Raw genomic sequence first — 14,812 nt, forward strand, 5'->3', positions numbered from 1 at the left:
CGGGGCGCGATTGCCCCCGTCCTTTCGGCGCGCGACGCTGGCCCTGCTGGCGGCGCTGGCCCTTGCGGGGCCGGTCGCGGCCGAGCCCGCCGCGCTGAACCCCGACCAGATGCGGGTCGCCGCGGGCCGCGCGACGGCGTCGGGGCAGCCCTTGGCCGCCAAGGCCATGGCCGAGGCGCTGCTGGCGCGCGACCGCGATGACATCCAGGCCCTGCTGGCGCTTTCGCGGGCTGAGCGCGACCTGGGCGACTACGACGCGGCGCGCGACGCAGGAATGCGCGCCTGGTCGCTGGGCCGCCGGGACGAGGACCGCTATGCCGCCGCGCTGGCCGTGGCGCAGGCGCAGGCGTCGAAAGGCGCACGCACGCGGTCGCAGTTCTGGCTGCGCCGCGCGGTCGAGGTGGCGCCCGACGACCGGGCCGAGGCGCGGGCCATCCGCGATTACCGCTATGTCCGCGCGCGCAACCCTTGGGCGACGCAGCTGTCCTTCACCCTGGCGCCGTCGTCGAACGTGAACGGCGGGACCAGCAACGAGACCGCGGACCTGTACCTGAGCGGCACGCCCATCGGCGACCTCTACCTGCCCGACGCGCAGCTGGGCCCCACGGCCCGGGCGCTGTCGGGGGTCGAGCTGGCACTGGGCGTCAGCGCGTCGCGCCGCCTGCACGAGACGGCGACCGAGAAGACGACGCTGGACATGGGCCTGCTCCAGCGCAGCCACATCCTGTCGGACGAGGCCAAGCGCATGGCGCCCACGGCCTCGGGGTCGGACTTCGCCTATTCGGCCGCGACGCTGGGCATGACCCACAAGCGCAAGATCGACGACGGGCGCGGCGACCTGCGCTTTGGCCTGGCGACCCAGCGCACATGGTACGGCGGCGACACCCTGGCCCAGAGCGTGCGCGCCAGCGCCGCCGTGGGCTATGCCCTGACGCCGAAGACCAAGGGGCAGCTGAGCCTGTCGGCCGACCGCGAGAACGGGCTGAACGGGCGCGCCGACGTGACCGGCTGGCGGCTGGGCGCCGGCGTGGGACGGGTCACCGACAGCGGCCTTCAGCTGAGCGCCGCGATCAGCCACAGCGACCGCGACTCGGCCTCGGGCGCGCTGGATTTCCGCGAGACCGAGATCACGCTGGGCGCCGCCCTGCCCGAGCCGGTCATGGGCGCGCAGGTGTCGTTCAGCCTGTCGGCGGCGGACCGGCATCACGACAGCCTCCCCTTCGCGCTGAACGGGCGCGACGACAAGCGGCTGGCCGCGCGCGCGACCATGGCGTTCCCGGCGCTGGATTACATGGGGTTCGTGCCGGACGTGACGGTCGAGGCATTGAAGAATTCGTCCACGGTCGACCTGTATGACCGGCGCGAATTCGGCGTGTCGCTGGGCGTGCGGTCGCGATTCTGACGCTTTACGCGCGGGTCGCCCGGCCTAGCTTTCGGCGCAATCGAAAGACAATCGCGGAAAGGACTTACCGATGGCAATCGAGTATCTTCACACGATGGTGCGTGCCAAGGATCTGGACAAGACCATGGCGTTCTTCAAGCTGCTGGGCCTGAAGGAGCGGATGCGCAAGGAGGTCGAAGCCGGCCGTTTCACGCTGGTGTTCATGTGCCCGCCCGACCAGGACGACGGCACCGCCGACGTGGAGCTGACCTATAACTGGGACGGCGACGACGCCCTGCCCGACGACAGCCGCCATTTCGGCCACCTGGCGTATCGCGTCGACGATATTTACGACATGTGCGCCAAGCTGCAGGATGCGGGGGTGACGATCAACCGCCCGCCGCGTGACGGGCACATGGCCTTCGTGCGCTCGCCCGACAACATCTCGGTCGAGCTTTTGCAGAAGGGCGACGCGAAGGAGCCGCAGGAACCTTGGGCCAGCATGGAAAACACCGGGCACTGGTAAGCCTTGGCGCCGCGGCGGCCCTGACCCTGTGGGCCGCCGCGGCCGAGGCCCAGTGCCGGCTGGCGCTGGTGCTGGGCCTCGACATCTCGTCCTCGGTGGATGCCGAGGAGGACGCGCTGCAGCGCCAGGGCCTCGCCCGCGCGCTGATTGCCCCGCAGGTGGTTCAGGCCGCCACCGCCCTGCCCGGCCAGCCCGTGGCGATCGCTGTGTTCGAATGGTCGGGCCGCTGGCAGCAGGACCTTCTTCTGGACTGGACCATGGTCGAAAGCGCCGCCGACATGGAGCGGATCAGCGCCACCATCGCCGCGTCGAAACGATCCTATGCCGATTTTCCGACGGCGATGGGATACGCGCTGGGCTATGCGTCGGACCTGTTGCGCCGGGCGCCGCCATGCCTGTTCCGCACGCTGGATTTGTCGGGCGACGGGATCAACAACGACGGGTTCGGCCCCGCGCTGGCCTACCAGAACTTCCCCTACGAAGAGGTGACGGTGAACGGGCTGGTGGTGACCGGCCACGACCAGGCCGTCGTCACCTTCTTCGAGCGCGAGGTCCGGCACGGCCCCGGGGCCTTCATCGAGGTGGCGCGCGGCTTCGAGGATTTCGAGCGCGCCATGCGCCGCAAGCTGGTACGCGAGCTGGGCGCGCGCGTGATCGGGCTGGCCGAATGATCCGGGCCGCGCTTGCCGCCCTGCTGGGGCTTCTTTCGATGACGACCGCCGAGGCCGGGTGTCGCCAGGCCCTGGCGCTGGGGCTCGACATCTCGGGGTCGGTGGACGCGACCGAGTACCGGTTGCAGCGCGACGGGCTGGCCGACGCCCTGTCGCGCCCGGCCGTGCGCAGCGCGCTGTTCTCGACCCCCGGCGAGGTCGTCTGGATCGCCGTTTTCGAGTGGGCGGATCCCGGGCAAAGCCACGTGATCCAGCCATGGGCCGCGCTGACCGATGGCGCGGCGCTGGACCGGGTGACCGCGCGGTTGCGGGGCGGCACCCGTCCCGATTTCGGCCCCTCGACTGCCTTGGGCTCGGCCATGGAAGCCGGCGCCGCCCTGCTGGCCGGGCGCCCCGACTGCGCGACGCTGACGCTGGACGTCTCGGGCGACGGGCCATCCAACACCGGCCCCCGCCCGCGCGATGCGCGGCGGGCGCCGGCGTTGGCGGGCGTGACCGTGAACGGGTTGGTGGTTGCGCCGGACGCAAAGGCCGCTTCCCAGCTAGAGTCCTACTTCCGCGCCGAGGTCATCAGCGGGCCCGGCGCCTTCGTCGAACGCGCGGACGGGTTCGAAGGCTACGCCGACGCGATGGAACGCAAGCTGATCCGCGAATTGCGGTCGATGCTGCTGGGCGCGCTTCAGTAGATATAGCGGATCTGGTCGGTCCAGTAGCGTTCGACCCGGCGCAGCGTGCCGTTGATGAGATCGACCTGGTCGTAGCTGAGCACGTTGCGCGATTGCAGCCCCTCGGCGTGGCGGGCGAAAAGACGGCCCACCGCCTCGTGCACCTGCCGGCCTTTCGGCGTCAGCCGCACGCGCACCGCGCGGCGATCGATCTCGCAGCGCTGGTGGTGCATGTAGCCCATTTCGACCAGCTTCTTCAGGTTGTAGGAGACGTTCGAGCCCTGGTAGTAGCCGCGGGTCTTGAGCTCGCCCGCCGTCACCTCGTTGTCGCCCACGTTGAACAGCAGCAACGCCTGGACCGGGTTCACCTCCAGCACGCCGACGCGTTCGAATTCATCCTTGAGAACGTCGAGAAGCAGCCTGTGCAACCGCTCGACCAGGGACAGCGTATCCAGGTATTCCTTGATGAAACCCCGTTTCTCGGCGGTTTCCACCCTTTGCAGCGAACTCATCTCGCACCTCGCCATTCTGCATCGCCGGGCGAAGATGCGACGAATTCGCTAATTAATGGTTTATCCCGGAGATCAGGCCACGCCGCCGCGCACGTGTTCGGCCATGTGGGCCGCGATGTCGGCGATCAGGTCGGCGTAGAGGGGCGGCGCGGGGGCCTGCCCGCTAACCCACTGGTAAAGGTCCTGGTCGTTTTCCAGAAGCATCTGCTGGTAGAGCGCCACGGTCTCGTCATCCAGTTCGGCCAGCCGGTGGTCGGCATAGGCGCCCAGGATCAGGTCCATCTCCTTGATGCCGCGCCGCCAGGACCGGATCCGCAGGCGGCGCAGCATGGTTTCGCGATCGCCGGCCTCTGTCATTGGGCGGTCTCTTGCATCCGGCGCAGACGCTTTTGCAGCCGGCCCAACGTGTCGGCCTGCTGCACCATCGCGCGCTGAAGCTGGCGCATCTCGTTGAGAAGCTGGGTCATGTCGTCGGAAAGCGGTGCCGGCTCGGACGGCGCGGCGAGGCCGTCGCCCTCGCCCGTCATCAGCCAGCGCAGGCTGACATTCAGCAGCCCCGAGATGGTCTGAAGCTGGTTGGCGCGCGGCTCGGACATGTCGTTTTCCCACTTCTCGAGCGTGCCGATGCGCACGCCGATGCGATGGGCGAGTTCGTTCTGCGAAAGGCTCGCGGCCTGGCGCGCGTCGGCCAGCCGATCGCCGAAGGTCGCGGTGTCGTTGGAATACCAATCGTGCTGCGTCTCTACCAGGTCGTCGGTCATGGTGATCCTCGATCCGTTTTTCGCTGTTGAAGGAAGCTAGGGCCAAGCCTAAGACAAACCAGCTTTGCGAACCACCGGAGGACGACCATGGATATGCTTTCCGCGACACTGGGGCGGGTCAAGCCGTCGCCCACCATCGCCGTCACCACCAAGGCGGCCGAGCTGAAGGCCGAGGGGCGCGACGTCATCGGCCTTGGCGCCGGCGAGCCGGATTTCGACACGCCCGACCACATCAAGGACGCGGCCAAGGCCGCCATCGACGCGGGCAAGACCAAGTACACCGCGCCCGACGGCATCCCCGAGCTGAAGCAGGCGATCTGCGCCAAGTTCAAGCGCGACAACGGGCTGGACTACACCCCCAAGCAGGTCAGCGTGGGCACCGGCGGCAAGCAGATCCTGTATAACGCGCTGATGGCCACCCTGAACCCGGGCGACGAGGTCATCATCCCCGCGCCCTACTGGGTCAGCTATCCCGACATGGTCCTGCTGGGCGGGGGCGAGCCGGTGGTCGTGGAATGCGGCATCGAGCAGGGCTTCAAGATGACGCCCAAGCAGCTGAACGACGCGATCACGCCCAAGACCAAGTGGCTGATCTTCAACTCGCCCTCGAACCCGACGGGCGCGGGATACACCCGCGAGGAGCTCAAGGCGCTGACCGACGTGCTGGTGCATCACCCGCACGTTCTGATCATGACCGACGACATGTACGAACACCTGCGCTTCGGCAATTTCGAGTTCACGACCCCCGCCCAGGTCGAGCCCGAGCTCTACGACCGCACGCTGACCTGCAACGGCGTGTCGAAGGCGTATTCCATGACCGGCTGGCGGATCGGTTACGCGGCCGGACCCGAATGGCTGATCGGCGCCATGCGCAAGATCCAGTCGCAAAGCACGTCGAACCCCTGCTCGATCAGCCAGTGGGCGGCGGTCGAGGCGCTGAACGGCCCGCAGGAGTTCCTGCAGGACTGGTGCCGCAGCTTCGAGCGGCGCCGCGACCTGGTGGTGTCCGAGCTGAACCAGTGCAAGGGCATCACCTGCCCCACGCCCGACGGCGCCTTCTACGTCTACCCGTCCATCGCCGAGCTGATCGGCATGGTCAGCCCGGCGGGCGCGGCCATCGACAGCGACGAGGCCTTCGCCACCGCGCTTCTGGAAGAGGAAGGCGTGGCCGTAGTCTTCGGCGCGGCCTTCGGGCTGAGCCCCGCCTTCCGCGTCAGCTATGCCACCTCCGAGGCCGCGCTGACCGAGGCGATGACGCGCATCAAGCGGTTCTGCGCCGGGTGCAGCTGAGCGGGTACGCCGGGCGCGGCACGGGCCCGGTACCGCGGCAGACAGACTGAGAGGGGCCACCATGTCGCTGGAACTGCCCGAGTATTTCTTCCGCGTGCGCGAGAACGGGGCTTTCGTGTTCCGCGTCGATTCCGACAATCGCCAGCGCCGGATCGAGATGGACCAGATCGCGGTCGTCAACATCCGCAACGGCGAGGTGAAGCCCAACGGCGAGCGCACGCTGGACGCACACGACATGGCCGCCATCACCGAGTGGATGGAGGAACGCCGCGCCACGCTGGCCTACCGCGAGATCGACGACATCCTGCGCACCGTCGATCACCTCAACCACACCGCCCACTGGGTTCAGACCAAGGCCACGGAAGAGCAGATCGACGCCATCCTGAATCCCCTGCTGCTGTCGATGCACGATCTGCGCCAGGTGCTGGTCCGCAAACGCACCGACCGCATCATGCGCGAGCGCGAGGCGAACGAGCCGGAGTGAGCGCCATAACGGACCGGCGCACGGCCCGGCCCGGATCACTCACTCGGGCACGGCGAAGGTGAGCGAGGCCCAGAGGCTTTCCCACGCGGCGCCGGTTTCCTCGGCCACGTCGTCGCCGGGACGGCGCAGCACGACGGCATCCACCAGGTAGCTGTGGCCGGCAGTGACCGGCACTGTCGCGACGCCCTCGGCATCTGTCGTCACTGTGCTGACCGTCACTTCGCCATCCGGGTCACGGTCGAAGATCTCGACCTGCGCGTCACCGCGTGGCTCGGACTGGTAGAAGACCTGCACGTCGATCCCGTCGCCTGTGTCGCCGGTATAGGGGTTCTCGAGCGCGACGATCTCGGTGACCAGGCCGAAGGCACGGTCCTGCCCCGCGCCCTCGCCCACTGCGACGAGCGACTTGGCGTGGCGGGAATAGATTTCCTTCGGGGCCACGCCCTCCTGCCCCGCGTCGGCGTGGGCGTCGATCACCCATTCGGCGTCCTTGTGGGTGACGAAGTTCACGAAACTGTCGTAGCTGGAATAGGTCAGGTCGTAGTCGCGGGTGACGTGGACCACGATGGCGAGCCCGTCCTCATCGACGGTCGTGCTCAGCGCCGGGCGGTCGCCGATGCGGCCCTCGACCGGGGCCACGTCGTCGCCCTGCGCCAGGTCGAAACGGCGGAAGTTGTCGGGAATGTAGGCATAGCTCGATCCCTTGAAGTTCTCGCCCACCCGGATGGCGGCGGTCAGCGTGTCGCCGGGGGCCAGCGTATAATCCTCGGGGTCGATCCAAAACTCGTGGCCCCACGCCAGCGATGTGCTAGCTGCGATGGCGAGAATTGGGGCGAAAGGGCGAAAAAGGGACATGATGCGCAATATTTCCAAGGGCAGGTTGCCGGTCAGGGTGGCGCTGGGGTCGATGCTGTCAAGCGGGCTTCTGGGGCTTGCGATGCTCATCGCGGCTTTGTCATCGCCGCTGGCGGCGCACGAGGTCCAGCCCTCGGTGGCGGACGTGACCATCGGCGGCGACGAAATCACCCTGGATTTCGAGGCCACGCTGGAGCCCTTCATCGCGGGCGTCGACCTGGAGGGGCTGTCGGACACCAACGATTCGGACGTGGCGGACGAGGTCGACCGCCTGAGGGCGCTGGAGCCCGCCGCGCTGGAAGAGGCGTTCCGCGAGGCGTTCGACCGCTTCGCCGACCAGATCGACGTGACCGTGGACGGCGCGCGCGTGCCGCTGTCGCTGCAATCGGTCAGCGCCGCGCCCGTGGGCAACGTGGAGTTGCCGCGCCTGTCGGACTTCGTCGTGACCGGCCCGCTGCCCGAGGGCGACGCGCCCGTGGTCGTGCAGTGGGACGCGAGCCTCGGCGCGCTGGTACTGCGCCAGATGGGCGCCGGGCAGGACGGCTATACCGGCTACTTGACCAACGGCGCGGCCAGCGACCCGATCCCGCGCACCGGCGGCGCGGCGCAATCGGGCTTCGAGGCGTTCGTCGATTTCATCCCCGTGGGGTTCGAGCACATCGTCCCCCTGGGCCTGGATCATATCCTGTTCGTGCTGGGCCTGTTCTTCCTGTCCACGCAGCTGCGCCCGCTTCTGTGGCAGGTCACCGCCTTCACCGCCGCGCACACCGTGACGCTGGCGCTGGCCGTGCTGGGGGTCGTCAGCGTGCCCGGGTCCATCGTCGAGCCGCTGATCGCGGCCTCGATCGTCTATGTCGGCGTCGAGAACGTGCTGAGCCGGGGGATGACGCCCTGGCGGCCGCTGATCGTGCTGCTGTTCGGTCTGCTGCACGGGCTGGGCTTTGCGGGCGTGCTGACCGAATACGGGCTGGGCAGCAGCAACCTGGTGGGCAAGCTGATCGGCTTCAACGTGGGCGTCGAGCTGGGACAGCTGTTCGTGATCGCCGTGGCCTTCGCGCTGGTGGGCTACTGGTTCGGGCGCAAGAACTGGTATCGCCGCGTCATCGCGAACCCCGCCAGCATCGCCATCGCGCTGGTCGGGGCTTGGTGGTTCGTGGAGCGGACGCTGCTGTAGGCGCCCGCCCCGGTGCGGGAACGGCTGATCAGGACGATCCCATCAGCCCCGGCCAATTGGCATCCCCGCGGCTGATATGCGTGGGGATGTCACGGTTCCAGCGGCGCTGGATCCGGCGCGAGTAGTTGAGGTAGAGCTTGCCATCGACGATGCGCCAGGCCTCGGGCGTGGTCGAGGCGGTGTAGCCCTCGCTCACCGCCCAGGCGCAGAAGCCGCCGTATTGCGGGGCATAGGCCTCGGGGTCGGCGGCGAAGGCATCGCGGTTGGCGGCGCTTGCGAACCGCCAGGTCGCCCCGCCCCAGTCGTGGGTGATGGACGGATCGCCCGGCACCGGGCGGCCTTCGGTGAAATAGGCGACGGCATCCGTGCCGTCGATGGCGATGCCGTCCTCGGCATAGACCTGCGGGGCGGCCTGCGCGGCCAGGGGCCCGGCGATCAGGCCGAGGGCGGGAAGACTGGCGGCAAGCGCCAGGAAGCGGCGGCGGTCGGCGGTCATGGCAAGCGTCCTTTCATGCTGCATGACCCGACGTTAGGCAGCGCCGCGGCCCCGCGATAGCGGGCTCACCGACATGTCAGGGTGCGTGACGCAGGACCGCGAATTGTTACATCAGGCCGCCGCAGGCGCCGTCGCGGCCTGAAGGCTGCAGAACTCCTCCAGCACGTCCGCGTAGTCGGGGTTCGACCGGGCCACGTGCAGGATCGCGGCGAGCATCCCGGTCTTCGAGCCGCAGTCGAACCGCTTGCCCGAGAAGGCATAGCCCGCCAGGCCCACGCGGCCGATCCCGGCGGCGATCGCGTCGGTGAGCTGGTACTCCCCGCCCGCCCCCGGTGTGAGCGCGTCGAGATCCGCGAAGATCGACCCGTCGAGCACGTAGCGCCCGACGACCGCCTGGCGCGACGGCGCGGCGTCGATGGCCGGTTTCTCGACCATGCCCGAGGCGAAGATCATCGGGCCCTCGATGCTTCGGGGCGCGAGGATGCCGTAGGACGACACCGCGTCGGGGGCGACTTCCATGGCGGCGACCAGGTGACCGGCCTTGCCGTGTTCATAGGCGTCGACCATTTCGGCCAGGCAACCGCGGCCGCCGAGGATCAGATCGTCGGGCAGGATCACGGCCACCGCCCCCGGCAGCGCATGGGGGGCGGCGCAGTTCACCGCGTGGCCGAGGCCCAACGGCTCGTCCTGCATGACGAAGACGACCTCGTGTTCGCCCTCGTTCAGGCAGGCGGCCTCGAGCGTGCGGGCCACGCCGTTCTTGCCCTTCGACCGCAGCATCCGCGACAGGTCGGCGTCGTGGCGCACGTGACGCTCGATTGAACCTTTCGAGGGGTGGCTCACGAACACCATGCGCTCGATCCCCGCGGCGCGGGCTTCGTCGATGGCGTACTGGATCAGGGGTGTGTCGATGACCGGCAGCAATTCCTTTGGCGTCGCCTTGGTGGCGGGCAGGAACCGGGTGCCCAGGCCTGCGACGGGGAAAATTGCTGTGCGGACGGGATCGTTTTTCATCGACGGTCTTTCCTTTCGACAGGCCCTGCGGGCGGGGCGGTGGTGGAAAAGACTAGGTGGGACCGGTCGGGCCGGCCAATACCGGCGCAAAGCCCGTCCACGCCGGTTCGCGGGCGCAATCGGCCCATCTTTCGGCGCCTGTGGCCTGATTTTTCGGTAAAAATAGGGGAAAACCCGGTGCGCCGGCCCCCGTGACGCCTGCGGCTCGGGGCGCGGATCCGCGGTCCCGCGATTGGCCGATCCTCCATCGCTGCCGCCGGATTGCGCACATTGCCCGCGGAACGTGCACCTGGCGCAGCTTCGCACAAGGCTCCCCTTTGCTTCGCCCCGGCGGACCACTAGGTAAAGCGACGGTGCGTCGCATGGGCGGCGTTTCCTGCTTTCTTGCCCCTGGGATGTTCGATGACGATCAGCAAATCCGATCAACAGATTCTGCCCGCCCTGGCGAAACCCTATCCGAGGATCGCGGTCATCGGCTCGGGGTCGTGGGGCACCGCGCTGGCGACCGTGGCCAAGCGCGCGGGACGCGAGGTGGTGATCTGGGGCCGCGACGAGAAAACGACCGACGCCATTCGCGAACGCGGCGAGAATCCGAAATACCTGCCCGGGGTGGAGCTTCCGAAGGGGATCGACGCAACCACCGACATGGGCGCCGCGCTGAAGGACGCAGATGCGGTGCTGGTGGTCACGCCGTCGAAGACCCTGCGCAAGATCTGCGCCCGGATGAAGCCGCATCTGAAGAAGGGCGTGCCCGTCGCCCTGTGCGCCAAGGGGATCGAGACCAAGACCGGCCTGCTTCTGGGCGAGGTCGCGGCCGAGGAGCTGCCCGATCACCCCATCGGGGCGCTGTCGGGCCCGACCTTCGCCAAGGAAACGGTGCTGGGTCACCCCACGGCCGCCACGGTCGCCTTCGACTTCACCTATGCCGACCGGCTGTCGCCGAAGGACAGCCCGGCCGCGCGGCTGGCCATTTCCATGTCGTCCGAGTTCTTCCGCCCCTATATCAGCGACGACCTGGTGGGGGTCGAGATCGGCGGCGCGGTGAAGAACGTGATCGCCATCGCCTGCGGGATGATGTCGGGCGCGGGCTTTGCCGAGAACACGCGCGCCGCGCTGATCACCCGCGGCATGGACGAAATGAAGACCCTGGCCGAGGTGCTGGGCGGGCGGCGCGAGACGGTGACCGGCCTGTCGGGCGCGGGCGACCTGACGCTGACCTGTTCGTCGACCACCTCGCGCAACATGAGCCTGGGCACGCAGCTTGGCAAAGGTCTGAAGCGCGAAGAGTGCTTCGACGGCAAGCCGGTGGTGGTCGAGGGCGAAGTGAACTCGATCTCGGTCATCGACCTTGCGCAGCGCATCGGCGTGAGCCTGCCCATCTGCGAGTCGGTCCACGCCGTCCTGCACGAGGGCGCCGACCTGACACAGACGTTCCGTGACCTGTGGTCACGCCCGATCGAGGCCGAGCCGAAGGCGCTGGGCCTCGCATTCGATCATCCTTTCGGAGAAAATGCATGAGCTCTGACAGCTACACCCCCGGCGAAGACATGGCCGGGCGCCGCTTCGTCCTGGCCACCGACCTGGACGGCACGTTCCTGGGCGGCAGCGACGAGGATCGCAAGGCGCTCTACGACTGGATCGAGGCGCATCGCGACACGATCGGCCTGATCTTCGTGACCGGCCGCGATCCCAAGTTCATCGGCGAGCTGTGCGACGGCGGCGTGCCCTGGCCCGAATACGTGGTGGGCGACGTGGGCACCACCATCGCCCGGGTCGAGGACAAGCGCATCGCCCCCATCGACACGCTGGAGGCCGAGATCGCCGAGGCCTGGGGCGACGGCGGCGACCGCGTGCGCGAGGCGCTGGCCGACCATGCCGGCCTGACGTTGCAGCCCACCGATTTCCGGTATCGCGTGAGCTTCGACCTGGACCCCGACAAGCTGGACCGTGCCAGCATCGACCTGGTCCACGAGATGGGTTACGATGCGCTGATCTCGGACAACAAGTATTTCGACGTGCTGCCCAAGGGGATCAGCAAGGGCCCTTCGCTCAAACGGCTGGTGTCGCACCTGGGGATCGCGCCGAACAAGGTCCTGGCGGCCGGCGACACGCTGAACGACCTGTCGATGCTGGAATGCGGCCTGCCCGCCGTGGCCGTGGGCGGGGCGGAACCCGCCCTTGTCGAACGGGTTGAGGGCCTGAGCCACGTGCATGTTGCCACCGCCGTGGGCGCCGCCGGTATCATCGAGGCCGTCGCCCAGTTCGATTTTCACGCAACGCCCGAGGGATATTGATGCCGTCTGATCTGGTCATCGTCTACCACCGCCAGCCCTACGAAGAGGTCGAGGAAAACGGCAAGATCGTTTTCAAGGAGAACAAGAGCCCGAACGGCATCGTGCCGACGCTCAAGTCCTTCTTCGGCCGCGTGGACAAGGGCGCATGGGTTGCCTGGAAGCTGTCAGCGACCCCGGCCGAGCCCGATTTCGAGCGGGTGGTCGAGATCGAGGACAGCTTCGGCAAGTATTCCGTGTCGCGCCTGCCCCTGACCGAGGCGCAGGTGAAGTCGTTCTACCACGTCACCTCGAAAGAGGCGTTCTGGCCGATCCTGCACTCGTTCAAGGAAAAGTACGACTATGACCCCGTCGACTGGCCCACCTTCCGCGAAGTGAACTGGGCCTTCGCCGAGGCTGCCGCGAACGAGGCGGCGCAGGGTGCCGTGGTCTGGGTCCACGACTACAACCTGTGGCTGGTGCCGGGATACCTGCGCAAGCTGCGCCCCGACCTGCGCATCAGCTTCTTCCACCACACGCCCTTTCCCTCGGCCGACATGTTCAACGTGCTGCCCTGGCGGCGCGAGATCATCGAGTCGCTGCTGGCCGCCGACGTGGTGGGCTTCCACATCCCGCGCTATGCCGCGAATTTCGTGGGCGTGGCCGAGAGCCTGTTCACGGTCGAGACAGGCCCGCGCGAGGACGTGAACCCCGATTTCGTGAAGGAACACGTGGCCCTGTCCGAGCGCCGCGTGGCGCAGGAGATCACCTATCAGGGGCACAAGGTGCACGTGCAGGCCTCGCCGGTGGGCGTCGACGTGGACTACATCGAGGGCAAGGCCTCGGCCGACGAGACACAGGCCAAGGCGCGCGAAATCCGCGAGGAGATCGGTGAAGGCGCCATGATCCTGTCGGTGGGCCGCACCGACTATACCAAGGGCGGCACCGACCAGCTGATGAGCTTCGAGCGCGTGCTGGACGAGAACCCGCACCTGCACGGCAAGGTGCGCCTGATGCACGTGTCGGTCAGCGCCAACCGCAACATGACCGTCTACGAGGGCATCCAGAACGAGATCGAGGCCACCGTGGGCCGCATCAACGGCCGCTTCGGCACCTTCGACTGGACGCCCGTGACCCTCATGAGCCGGGCGATCCCCTTCGATGACCTTGTGGCCTACTACCGCGCCGCCGACGTGGCGTGGATCACGCCGCTGGCGGACGGGATGAACCTGGTCGCCAAGGAATTCGCGGCCTGCCGCACCGATAATCGGGGCGCGCTGGTGCTGTCGGAATTCGCGGGTGCGGCGGTCGAGATGGGCTCGGCGATCCTGGCGAACCCGTTCTCGCACAAGAGCATGGACCGCGCCCTGCTGCAGGCGCTGGATATGTCCGAGGCCGAGCAGGAAGACCGCATGAAGCACATGCGCGAGACCATCCGCAAATACGACATCAAGGCCTGGGCCGAGGACCAGATGGCCGGTTTCTCGGGCAAGGACGGCCCCCTGTAACGGCGGTCCGGATCCGCGAAACAGCAACGGCGGCACCCGAGGGCGCCGCCGTTCTTCGTTCGGATGATGGTGACCGGCGTCAGCCGCCCAGCGCGTTCGCGAACCCGAGGCCGCCGGTCAACAAGCCAAGCGCCACCTGAATGGAACTGACCGGAGACTCGGTCGCCAGCACCACATCGCCCGGCATGATCTGCAGGTTCTTGGCGCTGAAAAGCCCGTCCGCCGTGGTCATGTCGATCGAGAAGACCACGCGGGTCTTTCGCGGCCCGCGAACGCCGGCAGCCAGTGCCGAGACCGGGTATTCGCGCAGCACCAAGACACCCTCGGGATCGGCACGCGTTTCGGTCAGACCGCCAATCAGCGCCACGGCCTCAAGCGCGGTGACATGATCGCGCGGGAAATACACCAAGTCCTCTCGCCCAGCGGCACCGATGGACAGGAAATACCGGTCGTCTTCTTCCACCAGGATCGTGTCGCCGGGCCGGACCAGCGTATTCGCCTGCGGGTTCTCGTAGAGGGTCTTCAGCGACGTGGCGTAGTTCCGTTGCCCGCGCTGCAGTCGAATCAGGGGGTTGCGCAGGGTCGGCGCAACACCGCCCGCCTGGCCAAGAAGCCGGAGGACCGAAAGGTTGCGATCCTGCATTGGAAACACACCCGGAGACGCAACGCCGGCGGCGACGGTGACCGCGTTATTCTGCCCTTCGCGCAGCATCAGTTGAACCTGGCTCGAGGGGGCCACCTCGTTGAGTTGATTTTGAATGACCCGGCGGGCGACCTCGGGGCTTTGTCCCGCGACGCGCACGGAGCCGACATAGGGGATGAAAACGGTACCGCCGGGCGTGACCGTCATATCGCCCAGCGAGGTCTGACGTTCTTCCGTGCCGGTCAGCAGAGAGTTCTCCGAGCTGTCCCAAACGGTGATCGTGACCACGTCCCCGGGCTGGATCAGCTGGCCCATGGATCCGTGCGCGGATCTCGGCCAGCCATCGGTCCTCGTGACATTGACCGCGGGCCAGGCCTGCACGGTCGGCAACAGCGCACGGCTCACTTGATAGAACGCGTAATCCGCCGTGTCGGCATTGGCAGGACGGCTGATTTCGGATTGCAGCGCCGCGCCGCGTGGCAGGCTGCATCCTGCGAGCGCCGCAAGAAGCAGGGCGGCAAAGATCGTGCGCTTGCGTGTGGTCAAGTTTTCCTCCTGCCCG

17 protein-coding genes are annotated in these 14,812 nt (G+C 67.8%); 10 read left to right on the top strand and 7 right to left on the bottom strand.

What is annotated here, in order from left to right:
- Positions 1-10 precede the first annotated feature (10 nt).
- The 4 genes from BMX96_RS10315 (at position 11) to BMX96_RS10330 (ending at position 3,264) form a co-directional block, all read left to right on the top strand.
- The gene (locus tag BMX96_RS10315) at positions 11-1,402 is read left to right on the top strand and encodes a surface lipoprotein assembly modifier (RefSeq protein ID WP_175481709.1); all 1,392 of its coding nucleotides are present in this window, start codon (positions 11-13) and stop codon (positions 1,400-1,402) included.
- Between the two features lie 70 nt (positions 1,403-1,472).
- Entirely contained in the window at positions 1,473-1,907 is a 435-nt protein-coding gene (locus BMX96_RS10320; RefSeq protein ID WP_073128267.1) for a VOC family protein, read from the top strand.
- On the top strand, positions 1,874-2,578 hold the full coding sequence (locus BMX96_RS10325; RefSeq protein WP_175481710.1) for a DUF1194 domain-containing protein: 705 nt from the start codon (positions 1,874-1,876) through the stop codon (positions 2,576-2,578). The genes BMX96_RS10320 and BMX96_RS10325 overlap by 34 nt, the downstream gene beginning before the upstream one ends.
- Positions 2,575-3,264, top strand: coding sequence for a DUF1194 domain-containing protein (locus tag BMX96_RS10330; RefSeq protein ID WP_091845418.1), 690 nt, complete (start codon positions 2,575-2,577; stop codon positions 3,262-3,264). Before BMX96_RS10325 ends, BMX96_RS10330 begins: the two co-directional genes overlap by 4 nt.
- Here the strand turns inward: BMX96_RS10330 and BMX96_RS10335 are convergent.
- From BMX96_RS10335 to BMX96_RS10345, 3 genes are all read right to left on the bottom strand, one after another.
- Positions 3,258-3,755 carry a MarR family winged helix-turn-helix transcriptional regulator gene (locus BMX96_RS10335; RefSeq protein WP_091845419.1) on the bottom strand — a complete coding sequence of 166 codons (498 nt, stop codon included), beginning with the start codon at positions 3,753-3,755 and terminating at the stop codon, positions 3,258-3,260. The genes BMX96_RS10330 and BMX96_RS10335 overlap by 7 nt on opposite strands.
- Before the next feature lie 72 nt (positions 3,756-3,827).
- Positions 3,828-4,112 carry an FAD assembly factor SdhE gene (locus BMX96_RS10340; RefSeq protein WP_091845420.1) on the bottom strand — a complete coding sequence of 95 codons (285 nt, stop codon included), beginning with the start codon at positions 4,110-4,112 and terminating at the stop codon, positions 3,828-3,830.
- A complete protein-coding gene (locus tag BMX96_RS10345; protein ID WP_091845421.1) occupies positions 4,109-4,516 on the bottom strand; it encodes a helix-turn-helix domain-containing protein in 408 nt (135 codons plus the stop codon). The genes BMX96_RS10340 and BMX96_RS10345 overlap by 4 nt, the downstream gene beginning before the upstream one ends.
- Before the next feature lie 87 nt (positions 4,517-4,603).
- On the opposite strand from BMX96_RS10345, the gene BMX96_RS10350 reads away from it, so the two are divergent.
- A complete protein-coding gene (locus tag BMX96_RS10350) occupies positions 4,604-5,806 on the top strand; it encodes a pyridoxal phosphate-dependent aminotransferase (RefSeq protein WP_091845422.1) in 1,203 nt (400 codons plus the stop codon).
- Between the two features lie 61 nt (positions 5,807-5,867).
- On the top strand, positions 5,868-6,290 hold the full coding sequence (locus BMX96_RS10355) for a hypothetical protein (protein WP_091845423.1): 423 nt from the start codon (positions 5,868-5,870) through the stop codon (positions 6,288-6,290).
- Between the two features lie 39 nt (positions 6,291-6,329).
- Here the strand turns inward: BMX96_RS10355 and BMX96_RS10360 are convergent, their stop codons facing one another.
- Positions 6,330-7,145, bottom strand: coding sequence for a DUF4198 domain-containing protein (locus BMX96_RS10360; protein WP_091845611.1), 816 nt, complete (start codon positions 7,143-7,145; stop codon positions 6,330-6,332).
- Between BMX96_RS10360 and BMX96_RS10365 the strand changes: the two genes are divergently transcribed.
- Complete coding sequence (locus BMX96_RS10365) at positions 7,144-8,319, top strand: HupE/UreJ family protein (protein WP_236737029.1); 1,176 nt, start codon at positions 7,144-7,146, stop codon at positions 8,317-8,319. The genes BMX96_RS10360 and BMX96_RS10365 overlap by 2 nt on opposite strands.
- A gap of 28 nt (positions 8,320-8,347) precedes the next feature.
- On the opposite strand, the gene BMX96_RS10370 is transcribed toward BMX96_RS10365, so the two are convergent.
- Positions 8,348-8,815 (bottom strand): YHS domain-containing (seleno)protein, encoded by a 468-nt coding sequence (locus tag BMX96_RS10370; protein WP_091845424.1) that lies wholly within the window; start codon positions 8,813-8,815, stop codon positions 8,348-8,350.
- 111 nt (positions 8,816-8,926) lie between these two features.
- Positions 8,927-9,829, bottom strand: a complete 903-nt coding sequence (locus BMX96_RS10375; protein WP_091845425.1) for a UTP--glucose-1-phosphate uridylyltransferase — start codon at positions 9,827-9,829, stop codon at positions 8,927-8,929.
- Positions 9,830-10,231: 402 nt separating this feature from the next.
- Here BMX96_RS10375 and BMX96_RS10380 point away from each other — a divergent pair, with 402 nt between their 5' ends.
- From BMX96_RS10380 to ggpS, 3 genes are read left to right on the top strand one after another with little or no spacing between them, the layout of a single operon-like run.
- The gene (locus BMX96_RS10380; protein ID WP_091845426.1) at positions 10,232-11,347 is read left to right on the top strand and encodes an NAD(P)H-dependent glycerol-3-phosphate dehydrogenase; all 1,116 of its coding nucleotides are present in this window, start codon (positions 10,232-10,234) and stop codon (positions 11,345-11,347) included.
- Positions 11,344-12,123 carry an HAD-IIB family hydrolase gene (locus BMX96_RS10385; protein ID WP_091845427.1) on the top strand — a complete coding sequence of 260 codons (780 nt, stop codon included), beginning with the start codon at positions 11,344-11,346 and terminating at the stop codon, positions 12,121-12,123. Before BMX96_RS10380 ends, BMX96_RS10385 begins: the two co-directional genes overlap by 4 nt.
- Complete coding sequence (gene ggpS / locus BMX96_RS10390; RefSeq protein ID WP_091845428.1) at positions 12,123-13,607, top strand: glucosylglycerol-phosphate synthase; 1,485 nt, start codon at positions 12,123-12,125, stop codon at positions 13,605-13,607. Before BMX96_RS10385 ends, ggpS begins: the two co-directional genes overlap by 1 nt.
- A gap of 79 nt (positions 13,608-13,686) precedes the next feature.
- On the opposite strand, the gene BMX96_RS10395 is transcribed toward ggpS, so the two are convergent.
- Positions 13,687-14,796 (bottom strand): polysaccharide biosynthesis/export family protein, encoded by a 1,110-nt coding sequence (locus BMX96_RS10395; protein WP_236737030.1) that lies wholly within the window; start codon positions 14,794-14,796, stop codon positions 13,687-13,689.
- Positions 14,797-14,812 lie beyond the last annotated feature (16 nt).

The sequence above is a fragment of the Palleronia pelagia genome (assembly GCF_900110115.1).
GTDB lineage: Bacteria > Pseudomonadota > Alphaproteobacteria > Rhodobacterales > Rhodobacteraceae > Palleronia > Palleronia pelagia.